We start from the raw sequence: 22,449 nt of genomic DNA on the forward strand, positions 1-22,449 counted from the left end.
CACCTGCGGGCACGAGGCCCCCACGCCAAAGAAGCGCAGATGGATTGCCTGCCGACGCCGCTCAACAAGGAAAGAGCGACGCCGGCAGACAAGCGCAAACAACATAGTTGCCAAACGGGATTGCAAGCCCGTGCCACCCGTTGTCGGTGGCGATACATGATTCGCACGCAGCACCTATGCTGCCAATGAGAAAAGTCGAAAGACTCGCAAAGCGAGGGCGCAACGGCCGCGCGTGCCGATTGCGACAAGCCTGTAGAGCCGAGCCCATGCTCGGCTGCTTTTGCCGTGGTTGGCGCCAAGAGCAGTCGAGCATGGGCTCGACTCTACAAAAGCGGCACGCACCCGCTTTTCCGGGCCAAAACAAAAACGGCGCCGGATCTCTCCGGCGCCGTTGTTTCATCTACCTCACCATGTGTACGCAACGCCCAGGTTGCCCGTGGCTTCGCGATAGCCGTGGTCGCCGCGCATCACCCCCAGTCCGCCCCATGCACTGAACCCGGAGCGGAATTCCACGCGCGCACCCGCACTCAGTTCATAGCGGTTGCGCGGAATGCCGGCCTTCAGCACCTCATCGTCGAAGGCGATGCCATTGCCTGCGCCGTCACGGTACCAGTTGGCCGCCAGATACGGGCTGACCGAGGCGCCCGCTGCCGAGCGCGAGTCGCCCTGCAGACGCAGACCGGCACGGCCGGACAGGCCGCTGTCGCCGGCGGCACGCACCACGGTGCCGTTGCTTTCGGTATGCACGTTGGTCTTGGCATCGGTGTAGGTCAGCTGCAGTTCCGGCTGCAGGCTCAGCGCGGTGTTGCCGATCTGGCCGACGCCGAAGCGGTAACCGGCTTCCACCGCGCTCTGCCAGATATCCGAGTCGTAGCGTTCCTCCGCCAGGCCCTCGCCCTGCACGCGGTTGCGGAACTGGCCGCGTTGCACGCTGGCATCCGCATACAGCGCATCGGCGGTCCAGTTGCCATACACGCCCAGCGCGCCGCCTTCCACCTTGCCGCGTGCGCTGTAGCCGGTCAGCTGCGAACGCGAGGTGGCACTGGACTGCGCCAGCGTGCCCATCACGCCCACGCGGCCACGGCCGTCGTCGAACACGCCCAGATCGGCGCCCAGCTGCAGGCGCGAGCGGTCCACGCGCAGGTCGAGCTGGTCATTTACGGCGCCCAGCTTGCTCTGGGTCGCATCCACGCGGGCCCAGCCACGAATGCCGTCCGCTGCTGTAGCGCCGCCCTGGCGGTCGCGATACTGATGGCGCAGCATCTGGTCCAGCGCGAACTGATTGGCCAGGTAGGCACCGGCTTCCGGACGCAGCACCGGCTCGATCGGATCGATGGGATCAATCGGGTCGATCGGCTTAATCGGGGTGCAGTCCGGCAGGGTCGGGTCGATCTTGCAGGGGTCCGGCGTGGTGGTCATTTCCGAACGCAGGTACCAGTTGCCGTTGGCGTCCTTCACCAGGAAATACTCGTACTGCCCACCCACCGCGCGGCCGACCAGATCGAACTGCGCATTGGACGCGCCGTCGATGTCGATCAACTCGATGCCGCGATCGGTCTTGGCACCGGCGCCGCCCGCATTGAGCACGCGTACGTTGGCCTGGCCGTTGGCATCGCCAGTGATCACCAACTTGTCGGTCAACGAGGTGTCATCGCCCAGCACAGTGTTGAACAGCAGGGTGCCGCCGTTGCCGGTGAAGGTGTCGACATCGAGCGTGTTGAAGCTGCTGCCGCTACCCAGCGCGACCGTGCCGGTAGCGCCCAGGGCGAGCGCGCCGACAACGCTGTCGCCGGTCATCAGCCAGGTGCTGTCGCTGCCGATGTCGGCCGAGGTGACGCCATTGAAGCGCCCGTCAATCTGCGCCTTGTTGCGCAGCACGACGTCCAGGTTTCCGCTGACGCGATCGGTATCGAAGGTGATGTCACCGGCCAGGCGCGCGTCGTCCACGGTGAAGTGGACGTCGGCCTCACCCGAGGCCGTACCATCAGGCCGCACCAGCAGCAGATGGCCGTCACCGCCGGACAGCTGCGAGCCGTTGGCGATGGTGATGTCGTAGCGCACCAGCCTGCGCGGCGCCACCCAGATGGCCGCGCCGTTGTCCGAGGCAACCTGGGCATTGTCCACGCGCAGGGTAATCGGCTGGCCGAGCAGAGCGCTGTAAGTGCCGCCCAACAGCAGTACGCCGGAGTTTGCGCCCTCTACGCGGGTGCGGTTCTGCAGAATGGCAGTGCCCTGCTGAAGCCGCACGGCGTGGCCGTTGCTGAGGTTGACTGCACCTGGCGAGGCCTCGGCCCGCACGAACGAAGAATCGACGATGAGCGTGCTGTCGGCATCGGGTTCGGATGGCGACATTGCAAGGGAGATGCCGACGCTGAACCTCCTATTGGCGCCGACCGAATGCAGGGTGCTTCCAGTAATGCGTGCATTGGAAAGATCATTGACCTCCACGCCCCCGTCATGAAGCGTGCTGTTGGTCACATCCAGCGTTGATGTGCCTCGAAGTACGATGTTTGCCCTGCCGCCACTGGCCAGCGCTTCCACGCGGCCATTGCGCAGCGTCACCAGCGAGTCTCTGCTGGTGATCCCCTCCGTGCGGCCCCCGTCAACCGTCAAAGAGGAGCCATTGATCAGGTTCCAGGCTTCAACGGCTGTGCTCTCACGCACGGTTGCCGACTGTCCATCCAGGTTGCGTGCCAGCACAGGCGTTGCGGGGAGTGCCGCGAGGGCCAACAGCAGGCCGCGGGCGAGGGGGCGCATGGCACAGCGCTGGGGGCGTGCAGAATGACGGCGCATGGATCACTCCTGATCGGACGAATGTGTCTGGTATGGACAGCCGCGTCATCGGCCGGGACCCCTTGCTTCCCGGGGGGCCTGGCCTTTCGGCGATGCTATGCCAAAGACGATCGGGCGTGTCCACTTCGACTCGAATTGTTCCGGCACAGGGGCCGGGGTCCCATGCAATTTGTTGCAAAGCGTCGCGATCAGCTTGATCCATTGCGGGCCGGTTCAGCGTGCGCCGTCACCGTTGTCGGTGGTGGTAGGTACCGCGCAGGCGTGAACGAGGTGCGACTCATCGTCCGCCATTGGATGCGCGGACGACTTCTGTGCCCACGCCGCCCAGCAGAAGACGGGCGGCGCCGGCAGGAAAACTCAATACGCGCCTTGTCGGGCCGAAAGGCCTCTGGGAGCCGCTTTCGCTGTTGCGCGATGAATGAAGCCGACGAGCATGGTCCGGCTTCGCAGGCATCAATGCTTAGAAATGGCGACCGAAGGCCACGTTCACTTGGCTTGCATACACCCGCTCGCCCGCCAACGGCGCAGCCGACCTGCTCTTGCCAGTGGGTCGCAGCACATTCCATTCGGTTCGCACGAAGCCGCGCTCGCCCAGCCGCATGCTTGCGCCCAGCCCGTACTGCAGCGCCAGCGTGCCGGAGGTGGCTTTGTGATCGAACTCAACGGTGGTGGCGGTCAGCGAGGTACGCATGGCGCCTATGGCGGCACGACCGAAGATTTCGAAACGATCACCCAGCGGCAACACGCCGAGACCCGAGAACGTCAATGCGCGGCCCCTGCTGCGGACGTGGGTGTCGCCCGCCTGCGTCGGCGTGCGGGCTTTGCTGCCGCCGCCCTGGGCCTGTGCCGCCAGTTCCAGTGCAAAGTGGTCGTTGATGCGGTAGCCCGCCCCGGCATGGAAGCCAAGCTTGCTGTTCTTCCAGCGGGTATCCCGGTACTCGGGGGCGACGTTGCTGCTGGCCGGAATGGTGACCGCATACGAACCGATGCCGGCGAAGCCATAGGCGCCATCCCGATCAGATGATTGAGCGCTGGCCAAGGTCGGCAGCATGCAGGAGATGATGGCCAGCAGGGAGAGGGTTTTGCGCATGGAGTGAGATCTCTGTGGTTGGGAGTGACCCTGCTGCAGACGCTGTGCCGTGCTTTCTTTAGTGAATTCACCGTTGCTGCGTCCGGCTTCAAGACGCTCTGTAACGATCCTGGACGTTGAACGCAGCAGTAACACGCTTGGCGAATGTCGCGATTGCCACTGCTGTGTGCGCATGAACGTTCACTAGCATGCCGCCACCTCACAGGTGGAACGCATACGCATGATTCGACTGCTGCTGGTGGAAGACGATGAGCGGCTGGCCAGCGTGGTCAGCCGTTACCTGCAGGGCCATGGGTTCGACCTGCAGCATCTGCGGGACGGAGCCAGCGCGCTGCACGCCATCGCCACCGAGCCGCCTGATGTCGTGCTGCTGGATCTGGGGCTGCCCGACATGGATGGTCTGGATCTGTGCCGCTTGGTCCGCCCTGTCTACACGGGTCTGCTGTTCATCCTCAGTGCGCGTGTCGATGACCTGCACCATGTGCTCGCCCTTGAGCTTGGCGCGGACGACTATGTTTCCACGCCAGTGGAGCCGCGCCTGTTGATGGCGCGGCTGCGCGCGCATCTGCGCCGCCGGCAGGCCGATGTGCCTCCGGGGCGGCTCGCCTTCGGCCAGTTATGCATCAACATGGCCTCACGCAATGTCACCTTGGCCGGGAAGCCAGTGGCGTTGACCACGGCCGAGTTCGATCTGCTTACGGTGCTGGCGTCCAATGCGGGGCGCATTCTGGGGCGCGATTGGTTGTTCCAGCAATTGCGAGGCATTGGCTTCGATGGAATGGATCGCTCCATCGATGCGCGCATTTCCCGGCTGCGGCGCAAGCTGGGCGACACCGAACCGGACACGGCCCGGATCAAGACGGTGCGTGGGCAGGGCTACTTCTTCAGTCATGCCGGCTGGCAGTGAGCTGGCGCGTGGCCGTCTAGCGACCGTGGTTTACCGCTGTACACGATGCAGGCAGAGAGGGGACATCCGCCGACATGAATCGTGTGGAGTCGGTTCCCTCTGTGATGAAGAATGCCGGTCAGAAGCGCATATGCGCGGTGGCCGGTCGAACCTCACGCTGCCGGCAGCACCTTGCCGGGGTTGAGAATGCCATCCGGGTCCAGCGCGGCCTTGATCGCGCGCATGGTCGCCAGCGTTTCCGGGGTGAACGCCCTGGCCATGAAATCGCGCTTGGCCAATCCAATGCCGTGCTCGCCCGACAACGTGCCGCCCAGTGCCAGCGTCAGTTCGAAGATCTTCGGCAGCGCGGCATGCGCGCGCGCGTTTTCGTCGGCATCGTCCGGGTGGTACAGGATGTTGACGTGCAGGTTGCCGTTGCCGGCATGGCCGAAGGTGACGATGGTCAACGTGTAGTCGCGTGCCAAGGCCTGTACGCCGGCCACCAGTTCCGGAATGCGTGATACCGGCACCACCACATCTTCATTGATCTTGCCCGGCGCAACGCTGCGTAGCGCGGGCGACAACGCCTTGCGTGCGGCCCACAGCTGGTCGCGTGCACGGCCTTCCATCGCGACATCCAGTTCGATCATGCCGTCACCCTCGGCGGCGCTGGCCAGTGCCTGCAGCAGGTACGGCAGGGTGTCGTGGTCACCATCGGCCTCGACCAGCAGCATCGCACCGGCCTCCGGCACATCGGCACCGTTGAGGCGCAGCAGCTCCAGGCTGCGCGCGTCCATGAACTCCAGGCGGGTCGGCACTACCGGCTGCGACATCAATCGTGATACCGCCGCAGCGGCGGCATCGGCATCGCGGTACAGCACACGCAGGCCGGCCTGGCTGACCGGCAGCGGGGTCAGTTTCAGCGTGGCTTCCACGATCAATGCCAGCGTGCCTTCGCTGCCTACCAGCAGATGGGTGAGGTCGTAGCCGGTGGCGTCCTTGGTGTAGGCGCCGCCGCAGCGGATGACGTCGCCGGTGCCGGTCACCGCCACCAGACCCAGTACGTTGTCGCGGCTGGTGCCGTACTTCACCGCGCGCGGGCCGCCGGCGTTGCAGGCGAGGTTGCCACCGATGCTGCAGATCTCGGCGCTGGAAGGGTCCGGTGCCCAGAACAGGCCGTGCGGCGCCAGCGCCTGCTGCAGGGTGCCGTTGAGCACGCCCGGCTGCACCACCGCGCAACGGTCACCGGCGCGGATCTCGACGATGCGGTCCATGCGGGTGAACGACAGCACGATGCTACCGGGCAGCGGCACCGCCGCGCCGGTGGTGCCGGTACCAGCGCCACGTGCGACCAGGGCCACGCCATGCGCACGGCAGGCCCGCACCAAAGCCTGCACCTGTTCGATGTCGGCTGGCAGCGCCACCGCCGCCGGGCGCTGGTGACGCCATGAGTTGTCCTGCGCGTTCGCCTCCAGCGCGCCGTCATCCATGCGCCAGCCCTCCGCGCCCAGCAGGGCGGATAGTTCGGCAACCAGGGCAGCAGGCAGGGCAGGACTCATGACGGATCTCGTGGGGTAACAGGAGCGGGTTGGATCAGTTTCCAGGCGACGACGGCGGTGGCCAGCGGCAGCCACACCCAGCGCAGTTCAGAGAGCAGGGTGGCCACGCCGCGTGCGCTGAAGAACTGCGGTGCGAACGGAGAAACGCGGATGGGTCGCCACGGTGCGAAGAAGCGCTGTTCGCTCCACGGCCAGGCCAGCGCGACGCCGAGGCCGCCGGAGGTCATCGCATCCAGCAGCGGGTGGCTGGCGGCGCAGACGAAGACGAACACGGCGGCTTGTAGGGTAGATGCCACCGTTGGCCCTGCCTTGGTAGGTGCCAACCTTGGTTGGCACGAAACCGCCGACCAAGGTCGGCGACTACCGGAGCTGTGTGGCGCCGACCAAGGTCGGCTGCTACCAAAGAACGCCAACACTGCGGCCAATGTCGCAAGCACGCAGGCAAACAGCAACGAATGGCTGGCACCGCGATGTCCGAACGCATCGGCATAGGGAATGTGTAGTGCAAAGGCCAGCACATCGGCATCGGGCAGCATCGCTGCGACCACGCCTGCAGCCAGCAGCCACGCAGGAATGCGGCCACGATCCGCGGCGCACCACAGCGCCAGCGGTACGGCGGCATGGGTGATGATCGAAGGCATCAGTCACGCACCGTGGTAGTGCCGGCCAGGCTGCGCTCTGGTAGGTGCCAACCTTGGTTGGCACAGAAGCGCCGACCAAGGTCGGCCTCTACCAGAGCGGACGGAAACCATCAGCAGTCATCCAGCCGGAACGCATCACGCAGCCATCGCAGCTGCGGCGGCTCGCCCGTGGCATCGACTACATCAAAACGGCAGGGTGCATTGGCCAGCGCCGGGTTGTCCTGCAGGTACAGCTGCGCGGCATGTGCCAGGCGCCGGCATTTGCGCGCATCCACCGATGCGGCGCCGCCACCGAAATCGGAACGTGCGCGGTAACGCACTTCCACGAACACCACGGTACCGGCATCGTCCATCACCAGGTCCAGTTCACCGCCGCGATAGCGCACGTTGCGCGCACGCGGCTGCAGTCCGGCCTGTTGCAGATGCTGCTCGGCGGCGGCTTCCACCGCCGAGCCACGTTGGCTGCGCTCAGCGACCACCGACGATCGGCATCGGCCGGCCGCCATTGAAGGTGGACCATGCCGGCTGGCGCAGGATGTTGCCGTTGCTGTCCAGGAACAGGGTGCCTGTGGCACCGTCCAGGCCGCCCTCGTTGGACAGCTTGTCCAGATAGGCGGTGATTTTCCAGGCATCGGCGCCGAAGGCGAACAGGCGGCCGGCGGCGCCGCGGGCGCTCGGCAGCGCGCTGGCCACCTGGCTGGCCGACGGCAGGCCGGACACGCTGCGCACATTCCAGGCTTCGTTCGGGTAGACGATGCCGTCCAGCGCCACATCTTCCTCTACCTTGCCGCTGCCGACGGTCAGCTGCGAGGTGCCGACGCGGGTCGCGCCACCGGCACCGGCCAGCGCAAGCTGCGGCGCCAGCAGCCGGGCCTGCGGGGCGCGCACGGCGAGGAACACGGCGTCGACCTGACCGGCATTGCGCACCTGCGCGCCGACATCGCCGACGGCTTCGCTGACATTGACCGTGGCCACCACCTGGCCGCCGCGCTGTGCGAAGCGCTGGGCGAAGGCGGCGGCGGAACGGCGGCCGGTGTCGTCATTGCTGCTGATGACCAGCGCGCGGTTGCGCTCGCGGCCACGCAGGTACTCGGCGGCGACGATACCGTCGTCTTCCGGGGCCAGCGAGAAGCCGGCGCTGCCGGCCGGCGGTGCATCCTTGCCGCGGTTCAGAGCCAGTACCGGCACCTGCAGCTGCTGGCGGCCGTACACGGCGTCCACTTCGTCGCGGCCCAGCGGGCCGACCACGAAGTCGGCACCGGAGGCGACGGCCTTGTCGTAGGCGGCGAGGGCACCGGCCGGGGTGCCGGCGGTGTCGAAGAAGTTGATGTCCGGGCGGCGGCGGCTTTCACCGTAGTAGGCGCTCAACAGGCCATCGCGCACCGGCTGCGCGGCGGTGGCCAGGCGGCCGCTGAGCGGCAGCAGCACGGCCAGCTTGGCCGGCGGCCGGTAACCGTCGCTCATCGCCGGCGGCCGCTTGCTGGTGTCGAACTGAGCGGCGCCATCGCGGTCGAACGGGCGCGGCAGCGGCAGGCCGCGGGCGATCAGCGCACGGCCGGCGAAGTTGTACAGCGGATCGTTGGCCGGCAGGGCAGCGGCACGGCTGCGCAAAGTGGCGTCGTCGAGGGTACCGAGCAGGCCGGAGATGGCGGCCTGGTTCTCGCTGCGCGCACTGCCGGTCAGGCTGGCATGGGCGCGTGCACGTTCGGTGGCGGCGCCGAAGGCATCGCCGGTGCCCTGCAGGGCACTGGCACGGGCCAGGTACCAGCGCGTGCGCAGCGCCGGCAGGATGTTGTCGCCCTGTTCCTTCAGCAGTGCTAGTGCCTGCGCCGGCTGCTTGTCGGCCAGGGCCAGCTCGGCACCGGTCAGCTGGTAGCGCTGCAGGCTGGCGCCGGATAGCTGGCGGGCGGTGAGCTGACCCAGCAGGCTGCGCGCACGCGCGCTGTCGCCAGCCAGGTGCCAGGCCCAGGCCGCGTCGGCCAGCGCGTTGCTGCGGGCACCGCCGCGCAGGGTGGCGGCCAAGGCTTCCAGCTGCAGTGCGGCGTCGCGTGGCTTGCCCTGTTCGATCAGCGCCAGCGCCTGGCTCTGGGCCGGCGATTCGGGTGCACTGGTCAGGCTGGTGGTGGCACAGCCGGCCAGCAGCATCAGCGACAACGACAGGGCGGAGATCCGTGCGGCGGGCTTGTTCATGATCGGGTCCATGCGATGAGGGCAGCGGCCTTGGCCGGGTACACGCTACGATTCTACCCTTGCCCCGTGAGTACCGCTGAAATGAGTGTCCCAACCCTGTACGTCGTCGCCACCCCGATCGGCAACCTGGCCGATCTGAGCCCGCGCGCGCAGGAGGTGCTGCGGTCGGTGGCGGCCATCTGTGCCGAAGACACCCGCCGCAGTGGCCAGCTGCTGTCCCATTTCGGCATCCAGCAGCCGTTGGTGGCCCTGCACGAACACAATGAAGAGGCCCTGGCCCAGCGCCTGGTCTCGCGCCTGCAGGCCGGTGAATCGCTGGCGCTGGTCAGTGATGCCGGCACCCCGCTGGTCAGCGATCCTGGTTTCCGCCTGGTGCGTGCCGCGCGTGCAGCCGGCATCAAGGTCAGCCCGATTCCCGGTGCCTGCGCCGCCATTGCCGCGCTGAGCGTGGCCGGCCTGCCCAGTGACCGCTTCAGCTTCGAGGGCTTCCTGCCGGCCAAGGCCAGCGGTCGCCGCGACCGCCTGCAGGCGCTGGCCGGTGAAGTCCGCACGATGGTCTTCTACGAATCCTCGCACCGGATCGCCGAGTCGTTGGCCGACATGGCGGCGATCTTCGGCGGCGAGCGTCCGGCGGTGCTGGCCCGCGAGCTGACCAAGCTGTTCGAGACCGTGCTTGATGGTGACCTGGCCGGCCTGCTGGCGAAGGTGGAAGCCGACGAGAACCAGCGCAAGGGCGAGTTCGTGGTGATGGTGCAGGGCGCGGGTGATGACGAAGAAGCGCAACTGGCGCATGGCCGTCGCGTCTACGCCACGCTGAGCGAGCATCTGCCGCCATCGACTGCCGCCAAACTGGCTGCCGAGCTGACCGGCGCACCGCGCAAGGCGTTGTACGGGAGTTGATGGATCGTGCGGACCAAGGTCCGCACCCACCAGAGCAGCGGAATCGGTAGATCCACGCCATGCGTGGATGGATGAACCGGACGCCGCGATCAGCACGGCAGGAAGGGCGTGCGTAGGCTAGAATGTGCACTGGCGGAGCCGGCCAGACAGTCGCGTCATCCCTTCGGGGGTGCCGAGGAAAGTCCGGGCTCCATAGGGCAAGGTGCCAGGTAACGCCTGGGCGGCGCAAGCCGACGGAAAGTGCAACAGAAAGATACCGCCTACGTCTTCTTCGGAAGGCCGGTAAGGGTGAAATGGTGCGGTAAGAGCGCACCGCGAGTCTGGCAACAGACCGGCACGGCAAACCCCACCTGGAGCAAGACCAAATAGGGATCCTTTGGCGCGGCCCGCGTTGGATCCGGGTAGGTTGCTTGAGCGTTGCGGTGACGTAACGCCTAGAGGAATGACTGTCCACGACAGAACCCGGCTTATCGGCCGGCTCCGCCTCTTTCTTACGGTAAGCCGAGCATGGCTCGGCTCTACAGTAGAGCCGAGCCATGCTCGGCTGCTCTCCGTTCAGATGCTCGGCATGTTGTTCAACCCGGCGTACGGTACTGCCCGGCCGAAATGAACTGCGAGAAGCGCTCGCACCACACCACCACCGTGGTGTAGTCGTCCACGTTGACGTCATCGGGTACATCGACCAGGAAACGGTTGAAGGTCTTCACCTCGCCGATGCGCCGGGCCTGCGCCTTGATCTTCAGGAAGTCCGCTTTGTTGTCGACGAAATCGCGGACCAGGTAGACCTTGTAGTCCGGGCCGGGTCCCATCTTGCCGTCGAAGGCCACCTGGCGTGCGCTGACGCTGACTTTGCCTTCCGCCCAGTGCACCGCGTCGCTGCCCTTGAGGTCGCGGCGGAACGTGGTGTGATGGGTGGCGTCGTTCATGGCGGCCTGCACCTGTGCCGCCGGCGGATCATCAGGAGCGATCAGGATCGGCAGGAAGTAGACGCCCAGGCCGAAGCCGAGGCCGAGGGTGAGCAGATGGGTGGCGAGCAGGATGAGGGTGCGGCGCATGGGGCCTCCATGTGGATGTGGATCGCGCGGCATGGTGCCGGGCATGACCACCTTGGGAGGTTGCGGGCGGCATTTATAGACACAGTGCCAAGCGCAAAAAGGGCACAGTGGGGTGGCTGCGGCAACGCAGGCCCTGTGGCGCGGGCGGAAAGGCGCTGCGTCGGGAAGCTGAATGACGTTGGCAGCCTTGGATCGCAGTGACGGGTCGTGCCGGCCGCTGGCCGGCAGCGGCGTGGCCTGCCCGAAGATCCGGAGGTTGCCGGCCAGCGGCCGGCACGACCCGGTCAGAAAATGACGTGACTCTGTCCGTTGGCTACGCCCTGTGGGCCGAAGCGGCGCTCGTGGATCTGGCCGTGGCCATCGGCGTCGATCAGCAGCACGGTGCTGGCGCGGGTGCCGTAGTCGTCGCCGCGGATGAACGCCGGGCTCAGCCAGCGCTCGCGTTCCAGGCCGATGCCGGTGTCGGGCAGGTCGCTGTCGGCGGGGCGATGTTCGTCGGCCAGGGCGGCCCAGAGCGGGGTCAGGTCCGGGGTCAGATCCTTTTCGCTTTGCGAAAGGGATCTGACCCGGTCTTCCTGCAGCCAGGCTTCAAGGGCCGCCATCAGCCGCCGGGTCTTCGGCCAGGGCGCGTCCAGCGCACCGTTGGACATGCCATGCACGCCCGGGCCCAGGCTCTGCCGCTCGGCGGGGTGGTTGCCCAGAAACTCCAGGCTGTGGCCGTCGGCCAGCAACAGGTTGAACGGCGCGTAGGCGCCGGCCACCGTTGCCAACCGGTCGATATGCACGGCGGCCGGGTCGCGGCCGCGCAGGAAGTCGGCCACCAGCGCGCCCCGTGAAGGACCGGTCTGGGAGGCCAGCGGATCACGCACATTGGTGACCACCGCCATCCGGCCTGCGGCACCGACGCCCGCCCAGCCGCCGCCGGAGCGCAGGTCGCGCCCCCCGATGACGGAGGTCTCATCTTGCCAGGGGGCCAGCGCCGCCGTCGGGCGGGCGTGGAACTCATCACGGTTGCCGGTCATCACCAGCCGCCAGCGCGGGTGGTGCATCCAGCCAAGAGCGAGCAGGCACATGGCCGCATTGTGCACGGTTTGCGCAGTCTGGCGCCGCTTCCGGCCCGTTTTGGATGAATGCGCGGCCGATGTTTCACGCGCTGTCCACAGCCCTGAACTTCCGTTCAATCTCAAAAATTGAGACGGATCAGCAACTTGTGGATAAGCCTTGAACAATTCTCTAAAGGTTGTTGCAAGCCATTGATGTGGCTGGCGATTTCCCCGCTGAAAAGTTGTTGACAACCCTTCGGCCGCTGCTAAGGTGGGCATCAGAGGGAAATCCGGGTGTTTTGTGGGTTTTCGTGGTTCAATGTTTCACCGGGCGAAGGATAGGTGCACGCGTCGTGTTCCAGGGCGAGACGGCCATCACAGTTGACGATAAAGGGCGCATGGCGGTTCCCACCGCTTACCGCGACCTCGTCGCGCGCGCCAGCAACAACCGTCTCGTGCTGACCTACAACCCGTTCGAAGCCGGCTGCCTGTGGCTGTATGCAGAGTCGGAATGGGAGCGGGTCCGCGACGACGTGATGTCCAAGCCCAACACCCAGCGCGTCGTGCGCCTGTTGCAGCAGAAGCTGGTCGGCTCGGCCGCCCATCTTGAGCTGGACGGCAACGGTCGCATCAGCATCCCCGCCAGCCACCGCGGTGCGGTGGGCATTGAGAAGAAGGCGGTATTGCTCGGTATGGGCGACAAGTTCGAATTGTGGAGCGAGCAGGCGCATCGGGCCCTGATCCAGCAGACATTGTCTGACGAGGATCTGGGTGATGGGTTGCTCGACCTGAAGTTGTGAGCCGGGGTGCCCGGATGCGCCCAGAAGCGCAGGCCGGTCACCTTCCGGTGTCGCAGTCGCCGGCGGTGCACCTGCCGGTCCTGTACACCCAGGTCCTTGAAGGCCTGAGGGTGATCGAAAACGGACGTTATCTGGATGGCACGTTCGGTCGTGGCGGTCATGCACGTGGCGTGCTCACCCAGCTCGGTCCCGAGGGGCGCCTGCTGGTCATGGACAAGGATCCGGAAGCCATCGCCGTAGCCGAGCGCGATTTCGCGCCGGACCCGCGCGTGTCCATCTTCCGTGGCAGCTTCGCCCAGCTGCTGCAGTGGGATGCGACGGCTGAAGGCCTGGACGGCGTCCTGTTCGACCTGGGCGTGTCGTCGCCGCAGCTGGACGTGGCCGAACGTGGCTTCAGCTTCGGCAAGGACGGCCCGCTGGACATGCGCATGGATCCGGACAACGGTGAAAGCGCCGCACAATGGATCAACCGCGTTGAAGAGCGCGAGATTGCCGATGTGCTGTGGACCTACGGCGAAGAGCGCCAGAGCCGCCGTATCGCGCGCGCCATCGTGGCCCGCCGCGAGAAGCAGCCGTTCTCCCGTACCGCCGAACTGGCCGAGTTGATCGCCTCGGTGATGCCGCGCGGAAAAGACAAGATCCACCCGGCCACGCGCAGCTTCCAGGCCATCCGCATCCACATCAACCGCGAGCTGGCCGACCTGGAAGCCGGGCTTGATGCGGCCGTGGAACGGCTGAAGCCCGGCGGCCGCCTGGCGATCATCAGCTTCCACTCGCTGGAAGACCGCATCGTCAAGCAGTACATGAACCGCCTGGCCAAGGCGCCGCCGGCCAACCGCCGCCTGCCCGAGGCGGAGGTGTTCGTACCGACGCTGGATCTGATCGGCGGTGCCATCAAGGCCGCCGACGAAGAACTGGCGGCCAACCCGCGTGCCCGCAGCGCCGTGCTGCGCGTGGCCCAGAAGCGGGAGGCTGATGCATGAGCCGGCTGCTGCTGATCATCCTGTTGGCCTCGACCGTGGCCTCGGCGATCGGCGTCGTGTTCGTGCGTCACCGTCACCGGCAGACGTTCATCGAGCTGTCGCGCGCTGAGCGCAAGCGCGATGACATCAATCTGGAATTCGGCCGCCTGCAGCTGGAACAGGCCACCCTGGCCGAAGCCAACCGTGTGGATCGCATCGCCCGCGAGAAGCTCGGCATGAAGTTCCCCGAGGCCGCCGACATCGTGGTGGTGCGCCCATGAGCAAGACCGGCCGCAACCGCCCGCGCAACGCCTTCAACCTGCGCCAGCGCCTGCGTTGGGTTGCCCTGGCGCTCGGCCTGTGCTCGGTGTCGCTGGTCGGCCGCGCGGCCTACGTGCAGATCATCAACAGCGACTTCTACCAGCGCCAGGGTGAGGCCCGCTACCTGCGCGAGCTGCCGATCAAGACCTCGCGCGGCATGATCACCGACCGCAACGGCGAGCCGCTGGCGGTGTCGACCCCGGTCGCTTCGATCTGGGTCAACCCGCAGGACCTGCTGCGTTCGCCCGAGCGGATTCCCGAGCTGGCCCAGGCGGTCGGCATGTCGGTGGATGAGCTGAGCAGCCGACTGTCGCAGAAGTCGGACAAGGAATTCATGTACCTGCGCCGCCGGATCAATCCGGACGAGGCAGAGAAGGTGGTCGCGCTGAAGATTCCAGGCGTGGCCGCGCAGCGCGAGTTCCGCCGCTTCTACCCGCAGGGTGAGGCGATGGCGCACGTGCTGGGCTTCACCAACATCGACGACCGCGGCCAGGAAGGCCTGGAGCTGGCGTTCGACGAATGGTTGCGTGGCAAGGCCGGCGCCAAGCGGGTGATCCGCAACCGCAAGGGCGAGACCGTCGAGAGCGATCTGCTGCGCGCCGCCGAACCGGGCAAGGACCTGACCCTCAGCATCGACCGCCGCATCCAGTACCTGGCGTTCAAGGAACTGCGCAACGCGCTGGTGGCCAACAAGGCGGCCGGCGGTTCGATGGTGATCATGGATGTGACCACCGGCGAGATCCTGGCCATGGTCAACCTGCCGACCTACAACCCGAACTCGGTGGGCGGCGCGGCTCCGGACACCCGCCGCAACCGCGCGGTGACCGACCTGGTCGAGCCGGGTTCGACGATGAAGCCGCTGACCATCGCCACCGCATTGCAGGCAGGTGCGGTGACCAAGGACACCGTCATCGACACCAATCCGGGCTACATGCAGGTGGCGCGCTTCACCATCCGCGACGTGCCGCGCAACAACGGCGTATTGAACGTGACTGGTGTGATCACCCGCAGTTCCAACATCGGCGCGGCCAAGGTCGCGGCGAAGATGCCGGACCAGGTGTTCTATGACGGCGTGCGCCGCTTCGGCTATGGCTCGGTGCCGCACAGCGGCTTCCCGGGTGAATCCGGTGGTGTGGTGCGGCGCCCGGCCAACTGGGACGGTGCCACCAAGACCACCATGTCCTACGGCTACGGCCTGAATGTGACCCCGCTGCAGATCGCCACCGCCTATTCGGCGCTGGCCAATGGCGGCAAATTGATAGCGCCGACCTTTGTCAAAGGCCAGCGCAACGAAGCGCATCAGATCATCGATGAGAGCGTCGCCAGGCAGGTGGTGGCGATGATGGAAACGGTTGTTACCCAAGGCGGCGCCAAGCAGGCGGCGGTGCTGGGTTACCGCGTGGCCGGCAAGACCGGTACCGCGCGCAAGACCGGCCCGGGTGGTTACGAGCGCGGCCATTACAACGCGCTGTTCGCTGGCGTGGTGCCGGCCACCAATCCGCGCTTCGCCACCGTCATCGTCATCAACGACCCGCAGGCCGGCAAGTTCTACGGTGGCCTGGTGTCGGCGCCGGTCTACCACAACGTGATGGAAGGCACCCTGCGCCTGATGGACGTGCCGCTGGACGACCTGCAGTCGTGGCTGGCCGCACAGCAGTCCGGCAAGGTCGGCCATTCGGCCTCGATCCTGCCCGCGCCGCCGGCCGAGGCCGCGCTGCCGGTGGATGCCGCCGCTGAATTCGACGCTGCGCTGCCCAGCGCGCAAGCCCAGACGCCGCCCGCTACGGGAGGCACGCAATGAGTCCTTCGATGTTGCTTTCGCAGTTGCTTCCGGATGTGGCCCTGGCGGGCCACGATCCCGTTCTGACCGGCCTGGTGCTGGACAGCCGCGCCGTGCGCCCCGGCAATGCCTTCGTCGCCATCGCCGGTTTCGGCGCGCATGGCCTGGGCTTTGTCGAGCAGGCCCGTGCGGCCGGCGCTGGCGCCATCCTGTTCGAACCGCCGGCGCCGGTCGAACTGCCGGCACCGGACGATGCGATCGCTGTGCCGGGCCTGCGCGCGCGCATGGGTGCGATGGCCGACCAGTTCCATGGCGCACCGTCGCGGGCGATGGCGATGGTGGGCGTGACCGGCACCAACGGCAAGACCTCCACCGTGCAGCTGCTGGCCCAGGCCTGGCACCTGCTCGGAACGCCCAGTGGCAGTATCGGCACGTTGGGCGCCGGACTTTATGGTTCGGTTGAGCCGACCGGTTTCACTACGCCGCTGGTGCTGCAGATGCATGCGCTGCTGGCGCAGCTGCGTGATGCCGGTGCGCGAGCGGTAGCGATGGAAGTCAGCTCGCACGCGCTGGACCAGGGCCGCGTGGATGCGGTGCACTACGACGTGGCGGTGTTTACCAATCTCACCCGCGACCATCTGGACTACCACGGCGACATGGCCAGCTACGGCGCGGCCAAGGCACGGCTGTTCCATCGCCCGGGACTGAAGGCCGCGGTGATCAATCTTGACGACGCGTTCGGTCGCCAGCTGTTCGCCGGCCTCCCGGCGGGCGTGCAACCGATCGGCCTGAGCTCGCGCGGTGCCACCGATGCCAGCGTGCGCGCCGAGGCGCTGCAGCTGGACGGCCGTGGCATTGCCTTCGAACTGGTCATCGACGGCCAGCGCGCGGCGGTGCAGTCGCCGCTGCTGGGCCGCTTCAACGTGGACAACCTGCTGGCCGTGGCCGGCACCCTGCACGCGCAGGGTCAGCCGCTGCCGCGCATTGCCGAGGTGTTGTCGGCGCTGCAGCCGATCCGTGGCCGCATGAACCGCCTGGGCGGCGAAGACGGCCTGCCGACCGTGGTGGTCGATTACGCACATACCCCGGACGCACTGGAACAGGCGCTGGACAGCCTGCACGGCCACCTGCAGGGCACGCTGTTCTGCGTGTTCGGCTGCGGTGGCGAGCGTGATACCGGCAAGCGCCCGCAGATGGCCGCCATCGCCGAGCGTCTGGCCAACCAGGTCATCGTCACTGACGACAACCCGCGTGGCGAAGATGGCGACGTGATCGTGGCCGACATCCTGGCCGGATTCACCGATGCCTCCGCCGTGACCGTGCAGCGCAGCCGCGCGCGTGCGATCGGCCTGGCGGTGAAGCGTGCCGGTGCCGGAGACATCATCCTGATTGCCGGCAAGGGCCACGAGCCGTACCAGGAAGTGAATGGCGTGCGCCATGACTTCGACGACACCGAAGTGGCTGCCGCTGCACTGGCGGCCAAGGCCGGTGTCCTGGCGGCCCAGGCCGGGGAGGGCGCCGCATGAAGCGCACCCTGCTTTCGCTGATCGCACACTGGGCCGGCGGCGAGATCCACGGCGACGACGTGGCCATCGATGCGGTCAGCAATGACACCCGCAGCCTCGGCCCGGGCAGCCTGTATGTGGCGCTGCGCGGTGAGCGTTTCGACGGGCATGACTTCGCCGCCGACGCACAAGCGCGCGGCGCCAGCGCGCTGCTGGTCGAGCGCCTGCTGCCGATCGAACTGCCGCAGGTGCTGGTGGCCGACAGCGAACTGGCGCTGGCGAAGATCGCCACCGGCATGCAGCGCGACCGCGGTACCGAGGTGTTCGCGATCACCGGCAGCAATGGCAAGACCAGCGTGAAGAGCCTGCTGCTGTCGATCCTGCAGCAGGTGGCCCGTCATGCGCACAAGGTGGTCTACGCCAACCCGGGCAACCGCAACAACGAGATCGGCCTGCCGCTGGCAGTGATCGATGCCCCGGAAGATGCCGACTACGCGGTCTACGAGATGGGCGCGGGCAAGCCGGGTGACATCGCCTACCTGACCGACATCGCCCGCCCGCGCTATGCGCTGGTCAACAACATCGCCCCGGCGCACCTGGAACGCATGGGCAGCCTGCTCGGCGTGGCAGTGACCAAGGGCGCGATCTATGCCGCGCTGCCGGCCGATGGCGTGGCCGTGATCAACGTCGACGATGCCTACGGCCGCTGGTTCGAACAGCACTTCGTCGGCACCCCGCCGCGCTGCCGCGTACTGCGCTATGGCCTGGAGCACACCGCGGACATCACCGCGCGCGACATCCGCGCCGGCGCGCAGGGCAGCCAGTTCACCCTGGTCGCACCGGGCGGCGAAGCCCGCGTGGTGCTGGGCCTGCCGGGTCGCCACAACGTCAGCAATGCGCTGGCCGCTGCCAGCCTGGCGCTGGCCGCCGGTGTCGATCTGGCGCTGATCGCGGCCGGCCTGGCCGAAGCACAGCCGGTACCGGGCCGCCAGATCGCCCATCAGCTGCGCAACGGCGCGGTGCTGGTGGACGACAGCTACAACGCCAACCCCGGTTCGCTGGCCGCGGCCATCGACGCCCTTGCCGCCGCACCGGAAGAGGGTTGGCTGGTGCTGGGCGACATGCGCGAGCTGGGTCCGGACGCCGAAGCGCTGCACGCGCAGGCAGGGCTCCGCGCGCGCGCTGCTGGCCTCAAGCGCCTGTATGCGCTGGGCCCGCTCAGCGCCGCTGCCGCCACCGCCTTCGGTGAAGGCGGCCGTCATTTCGCCACCCATGACGCGCTGTCGCAGGCGCTGAAGGACGAGCTGCACGCCGGCGTGCGCTGCCTGGTCAAGGGTTCCCGTGGCAGCGCCATGGACACGATTGTCAAAGCGCTGCTGGCGCAAGGAGAGGAATCCCCGCATGTTGTATGAACTGGCTCGATGGTTGCAGCAGTTGGAGAGCCTGTTCGGGCTGTTCAACTACCAGACGTTCCGCGCCATCCTTGCCGCGTTGACGGCCCTGTTCCTGTCGCTGTGGCTCGGCCCGGCGATGATCCGCAAGCTTGCCCAGTTCAAGGGCGGCCAGCCGATCCGCAAGGACGGTCCGCAGACCCATTTCTCCAAGGCCGGTACGCCGACCATGGGCGGTTCGCTGATCCTGCTCACCATCACCCTGTCGGTGCTGATGTGGGCCGACCTGCGCAACCGCTACGTGTGGCTGGTGCTGGCGGTGATGCTGTGCTTCGGCGCCATCGGCTGGTATGACGACTGGATCAAGATCGTCCGCCGCGACCCGAACGGCCTGAAGTCGCGCTGGAAGTACCTGCTGCAGTCGATCTTCGGCCTGGCCGCGGGCCTGTTCCTGTTCTACACGGCCGACGTGCCGGCAGCGCTGACCTTCTACATCCCGATGTTCAAGTCGATCGCGCTGCCGCTGGCCGGCATCGGATTCGTGGCCATCGCCTACTTCTGGATCGTCGGCTTCTCCAACGCGGTGAACCTGACCGACGGCCTGGACGGCCTGGCGATCATGCCGACCGTGCTGGTGGCCTGCGCACTGGGCGTGTTCGCCTACGCCTCGGGCAACGTGGTGTTCGCCAACTACCTGCAGATCCCGCAGATCCCGGGCGCCGGCGAGCTGGTCATCATCTGCGCGGCCATCGCCGGTGCGGGCCTGGGGTTCCTGTGGTTCAACACCTATCCGGCCATGGTGTTCATGGGCGACATCGGCGCGCTGGCGCTGGGTGCGGTGCTGGGTACGATCGCAGTGATCACCCGTCAGGAGCTGGTGCTGGTGATCATGGGCGGCGTGTTCGTCATCGAAACGCTGTCGGTGATGATCCAGGTCGCCTCGTTCAAGCTGACCGGCAAGCGCGTGTTCCGCATGGCGCCGATCCACCACCACTTCGAACTGAAGGGTTGGCCGGAGCCGCGCGTGATCGTGCGCTTCTGGATCATCTCGGTCGTGCTCGTGCTGATCGGCCTGGCCACGTTGAAGGTGCGCTGAGATGAACGACCTGTCCCGCCAGGCAACACGCCTTGAGGCCATCGAAGGCAGCTACGACAAGTGGCTGCTGGGCGCGATCATCGCGCTCACGGGCATCGGCGTGGTGATGGTGGCGTCCAGCTCGATCGCTCTGATGAGCAGCCCGTTCTACTACCTCAACCGCCACCTGATCTTCCTGGCGGTGGGTATCGTGCTGGCGGTCGTTGCCGCCCGCACTGAACTGAAGTCCATCGAGCAGTACAACCAGATGCTGCTGCTGGGCTGCTTCGTGCTGCTGCTGGCGGTGTTCGCGCCGGGTCTGGGCAGCACGGTCAACGGCGCACGCCGCTGGATCAATCTGGGCATCTCCAAGTTCCAGACGGTGGAAGCGGTGAAGGTGCTCTATATCGTCTGGCTGTCCAGCTACCTGGTGCGCTTCCGCGACGAGGTCAACGCGACCTGGCCGGCGATGCTCAAGCCACTGGGCGTGGCCGGTGCGCTGGTGCTGTTGCTGCTGCTGCAGCCGGACTTCGGTTCCTCGACCCTGCTGCTGGCGATCACCGCCGGCATGCTGGTGCTGGGCGGTGTGAACATGCCGCGCATGTCGATGCCGGTGATCATCGGCCTGGTCGGCATGAGCGCGCTGGCGATCATCGAGCCGTACCGCATGCGCCGCATCACCTCCTTCCTCGACCCGTGGGCCGACCAGCAGGGCGACGGCTACCAGCTGTCCAACGCGCTGATGGCCGTGGGCCGCGGCGAGTGGACCGGCGTTGGCCTGGGCAACTCGGTGCAGAAGCTGTACTACCTGCCGGAAGCACATACCGACTTCATCTTCTCGGTCACCGCGGAGGAGTTCGGCTTCCTCGGCACCTGCGTGATCGTGGCCCTGTACGCGCTGCTGGTCGGCCGCACGTTCTGGCTGGGCATGCGCTGCGTGGAAATGAAGCGCCACTTCTCCGGCTACATCGCCTTCGGCATCGGCCTGTGGATCAGCATGCAGACCTTCGTTTCGATCGGCGTGAACCTGGGCATCCTGCCGACCAAGGGCCTGACCCTGCCGCTGATCTCCTCCGGCGGTTCGTCGGTGCTGATGACCTGCGTGGCGATGGGCCTGCTGCTGCGCGTCTCCTATGAACTCAAGCGCGCCGAGCGTCGCCAGGCCGTGCGCATCGGTGGTGGCGACGAGGCCGTGGCCGATGCACCCGTGGACGCGCCGGCCGCACCGGCTGCGGCCAGCGTGCCGATGAGCGCCGAGCCGACGGCTGCCGCTGCAGCGAACGCCGCACGCGGTACCAGCCGCCTGCAGTCGCGCATCGAACCGACCTTCGGGAGGCTGTCATGAGCGCAGCCACCGATAACGTGCGCCCGGTGATGATCCTGGCCGGTGGCACCGGCGGTCACATCTTCCCCGGCCTGGCCGTGGCCCGCGTGCTGCGCGCGCGCGGCGTGCCGGTCACCTGGATGGGCGCCGATGGTGCGATGGAAACCCGCCTGGTGCCGCAGCACGACATTCCGATCGACACCCTGGCCATCACCGGCCTGCGCGGCAAAGGCAAGCTGGCCCTGCTGGGCGCGCCGTGGCGGCTGATGCGCGCGCTGCGTGCCGCCGGCATGATCATCCGCAAGCGCCAGCCGCGTGCGGTGGTCGCCTTCGGTGGTTTCGCGTCCGGCCCGGGGGGCATCGCCACACGCCTGCACGGCCTGCCGCTGCTGGTGCACGAGCAGAATCGCGCTCCCGGCATGACCAACCGCATCCTGTCGCGCTATGCGCGCCGGCTGCTGACCGGCTTCCCGGGCACCTTCGCCAAGGGCGAAGAGTTCGTCGGCAACCCGGTACGTGCGGAAATTGCCGCCATCGCACCGCCGGAACAGCGCTTCGCCGACCGCCAGGGTCCGCTGCGCGTGCTGGTGGTCGGTGGCAGCCAGGGCGCGCGTGCGCTCAACACCGGCGTGCCGCAGGCGATTGCTGCGCTGGGCACGAGTGTGCCGGTGCAGGTTCGCCACCAGAGCGGCGAGAAGCTGCATGCCGAAGCGGTCGAGGCGTATGCCAAGGCCGGCGTGCAGGCTGAAATCACGCCGTTCATCGCCGACATGGCCGAGGCCTTTGCCTGGGCCGATCTGGTGGTGTGCCGTGCCGGCGCTTCCACTCTGGCCGAGCTGTGCGCGGTCGGCGTCGGCAGCGTGCTGGTGCCATTCCCCGCCGCCGTCGACGATCACCAGACCCGCAACGCGGAGTACCTGGTCGAGCGCGGCGCGGCGGTTTTGCTGAAGCAGGACGGAACGCTGGCTGACGGCATTGCCGCACTGCTGCGCGATCTGTCCGAAAATCCCGCCCGCCGCATGCAGATGGCGCAAGCCGCGCGTGCCCTGGCCAAGGTCGATGCCGCCGAGCGCATCGCCGATATCATTCTTGAGGAAGCTGTATGAAGAAGGCATGCCACCGCGCCTGCCCTGC

19 protein-coding genes and 1 other RNA gene are annotated in these 22,449 nt (G+C 67.1%); 12 read left to right on the plus strand and 8 right to left on the minus strand.

What is annotated here, in order from left to right; genetic code table 11:
- Positions 1–405 precede the first annotated feature (405 nt).
- Both R1L06_RS07030 and R1L06_RS07035 read right to left on the minus strand, forming a co-directional pair.
- Positions 406–2,793 carry an autotransporter family protein gene (locus R1L06_RS07030; RefSeq protein ID WP_317217287.1) on the minus strand — a complete coding sequence of 796 codons (2,388 nt, stop codon included), beginning with the start codon at positions 2,791–2,793 and terminating at the stop codon, positions 406–408.
- A gap of 460 nt (positions 2,794–3,253) precedes the next feature.
- Entirely contained in the window at positions 3,254–4,057 is an 804-nt protein-coding gene (locus R1L06_RS07035; protein WP_317217288.1) for a porin family protein, read from the minus strand.
- Positions 4,058–4,103: 46 nt separating this feature from the next.
- Between R1L06_RS07035 and R1L06_RS07040 the strand changes: the two genes are divergently transcribed.
- Positions 4,104–4,790 (plus strand): winged helix-turn-helix domain-containing protein, encoded by a 687-nt coding sequence (locus R1L06_RS07040; RefSeq protein ID WP_317217289.1) that lies wholly within the window; start codon positions 4,104–4,106, stop codon positions 4,788–4,790.
- 152 nt (positions 4,791–4,942) lie between these two features.
- Here R1L06_RS07040 and R1L06_RS07045 read toward each other — a convergent pair whose 3' ends face one another.
- From R1L06_RS07045 to R1L06_RS07060, 4 genes are all read right to left on the minus strand, one after another.
- Positions 4,943–6,328, minus strand: coding sequence for an FAD-binding oxidoreductase (locus R1L06_RS07045; protein WP_317217290.1), 1,386 nt, complete (start codon positions 6,326–6,328; stop codon positions 4,943–4,945).
- A complete protein-coding gene (locus R1L06_RS07050) occupies positions 6,325–6,969 on the minus strand; it encodes a metal-dependent hydrolase (RefSeq protein ID WP_317217291.1) in 645 nt (214 codons plus the stop codon). Before R1L06_RS07050 ends, R1L06_RS07045 begins: the two co-directional genes overlap by 4 nt.
- 110 nt (positions 6,970–7,079) lie before the next feature.
- Positions 7,080–7,448: a YraN family protein gene (locus R1L06_RS07055; RefSeq protein ID WP_170272468.1), complete on the minus strand. Its 369-nt coding sequence runs from the start codon at positions 7,446–7,448 to the stop codon at positions 7,080–7,082.
- Complete coding sequence (locus tag R1L06_RS07060) at positions 7,438–9,159, minus strand: penicillin-binding protein activator (protein ID WP_317217292.1); 1,722 nt, start codon at positions 9,157–9,159, stop codon at positions 7,438–7,440. Before R1L06_RS07060 ends, R1L06_RS07055 begins: the two co-directional genes overlap by 11 nt.
- An 81-nt stretch (positions 9,160–9,240) precedes the next feature.
- Between R1L06_RS07060 and rsmI the strand changes: the two genes are divergently transcribed.
- Positions 9,241–10,059 (plus strand): 16S rRNA (cytidine(1402)-2'-O)-methyltransferase, encoded by an 819-nt coding sequence (gene rsmI / locus R1L06_RS07065; protein WP_100437876.1) that lies wholly within the window; start codon positions 9,241–9,243, stop codon positions 10,057–10,059.
- A 134-nt stretch (positions 10,060–10,193) separates the two neighbouring features.
- Positions 10,194–10,545: RNase P RNA component class A (rnpB, locus tag R1L06_RS07070), an RNA gene on the plus strand.
- A gap of 89 nt (positions 10,546–10,634) precedes the next feature.
- Here rnpB and R1L06_RS07075 read toward each other — a convergent pair.
- Both R1L06_RS07075 and R1L06_RS07080 read right to left on the minus strand, forming a co-directional pair.
- Entirely contained in the window at positions 10,635–11,114 is a 480-nt protein-coding gene (locus R1L06_RS07075; protein WP_049461627.1) for a DM13 domain-containing protein, read from the minus strand.
- A gap of 284 nt (positions 11,115–11,398) precedes the next feature.
- Positions 11,399–12,187, minus strand: a complete 789-nt coding sequence (locus R1L06_RS07080) for an NRDE family protein (RefSeq protein WP_317217293.1) — start codon at positions 12,185–12,187, stop codon at positions 11,399–11,401.
- 323 nt (positions 12,188–12,510) lie between these two features.
- Between R1L06_RS07080 and mraZ the strand changes: the two genes are divergently transcribed.
- The 9 genes from mraZ to murG are packed head-to-tail and all read left to right on the plus strand — an operon-like array spanning position 12,511 to position 22,421.
- On the plus strand, positions 12,511–12,957 hold the full coding sequence (mraZ, locus tag R1L06_RS07085) for a division/cell wall cluster transcriptional repressor MraZ (RefSeq protein ID WP_004143635.1): 447 nt from the start codon (positions 12,511–12,513) through the stop codon (positions 12,955–12,957).
- A gap of 14 nt (positions 12,958–12,971) precedes the next feature.
- Complete coding sequence (gene rsmH / locus R1L06_RS07090; RefSeq protein ID WP_317217294.1) at positions 12,972–13,940, plus strand: 16S rRNA (cytosine(1402)-N(4))-methyltransferase RsmH; 969 nt, start codon at positions 12,972–12,974, stop codon at positions 13,938–13,940.
- Positions 13,937–14,200, plus strand: coding sequence for a cell division protein FtsL (gene ftsL, locus R1L06_RS07095; RefSeq protein ID WP_005412242.1), 264 nt, complete (start codon positions 13,937–13,939; stop codon positions 14,198–14,200). Before rsmH ends, ftsL begins: the two co-directional genes overlap by 4 nt.
- Positions 14,197–16,041: a peptidoglycan D,D-transpeptidase FtsI family protein gene (locus R1L06_RS07100; RefSeq protein WP_099590097.1), complete on the plus strand. Its 1,845-nt coding sequence runs from the start codon at positions 14,197–14,199 to the stop codon at positions 16,039–16,041. Before ftsL ends, R1L06_RS07100 begins: the two co-directional genes overlap by 4 nt.
- On the plus strand, positions 16,038–17,546 hold the full coding sequence (locus tag R1L06_RS07105; protein ID WP_317217295.1) for a UDP-N-acetylmuramoyl-L-alanyl-D-glutamate--2,6-diaminopimelate ligase: 1,509 nt from the start codon (positions 16,038–16,040) through the stop codon (positions 17,544–17,546). Before R1L06_RS07100 ends, R1L06_RS07105 begins: the two co-directional genes overlap by 4 nt.
- Positions 17,543–18,937 carry a UDP-N-acetylmuramoyl-tripeptide--D-alanyl-D-alanine ligase gene (locus R1L06_RS07110; RefSeq protein WP_317217296.1) on the plus strand — a complete coding sequence of 465 codons (1,395 nt, stop codon included), beginning with the start codon at positions 17,543–17,545 and terminating at the stop codon, positions 18,935–18,937. The genes R1L06_RS07105 and R1L06_RS07110 overlap by 4 nt, the downstream gene beginning before the upstream one ends.
- Entirely contained in the window at positions 18,927–20,012 is a 1,086-nt protein-coding gene (gene mraY, locus R1L06_RS07115; protein WP_010481929.1) for a phospho-N-acetylmuramoyl-pentapeptide-transferase, read from the plus strand. Before R1L06_RS07110 ends, mraY begins: the two co-directional genes overlap by 11 nt.
- Position 20,013: 1 nt before the next feature.
- The gene (gene ftsW / locus R1L06_RS07120; RefSeq protein WP_049399807.1) at positions 20,014–21,336 is read left to right on the plus strand and encodes a putative lipid II flippase FtsW; all 1,323 of its coding nucleotides are present in this window, start codon (positions 20,014–20,016) and stop codon (positions 21,334–21,336) included.
- Positions 21,333–22,421, plus strand: a complete 1,089-nt coding sequence (murG, locus tag R1L06_RS07125) for an undecaprenyldiphospho-muramoylpentapeptide beta-N-acetylglucosaminyltransferase (RefSeq protein ID WP_317217297.1) — start codon at positions 21,333–21,335, stop codon at positions 22,419–22,421. Before ftsW ends, murG begins: the two co-directional genes overlap by 4 nt.
- Positions 22,422–22,449: the final 28 nt, after the last annotated feature.

This window comes from Stenotrophomonas mexicanensis (assembly GCF_032911605.1).
In the GTDB taxonomy this organism is placed as follows: Bacteria; Pseudomonadota; Gammaproteobacteria; order Xanthomonadales; family Xanthomonadaceae; genus Stenotrophomonas; species Stenotrophomonas maltophilia_A.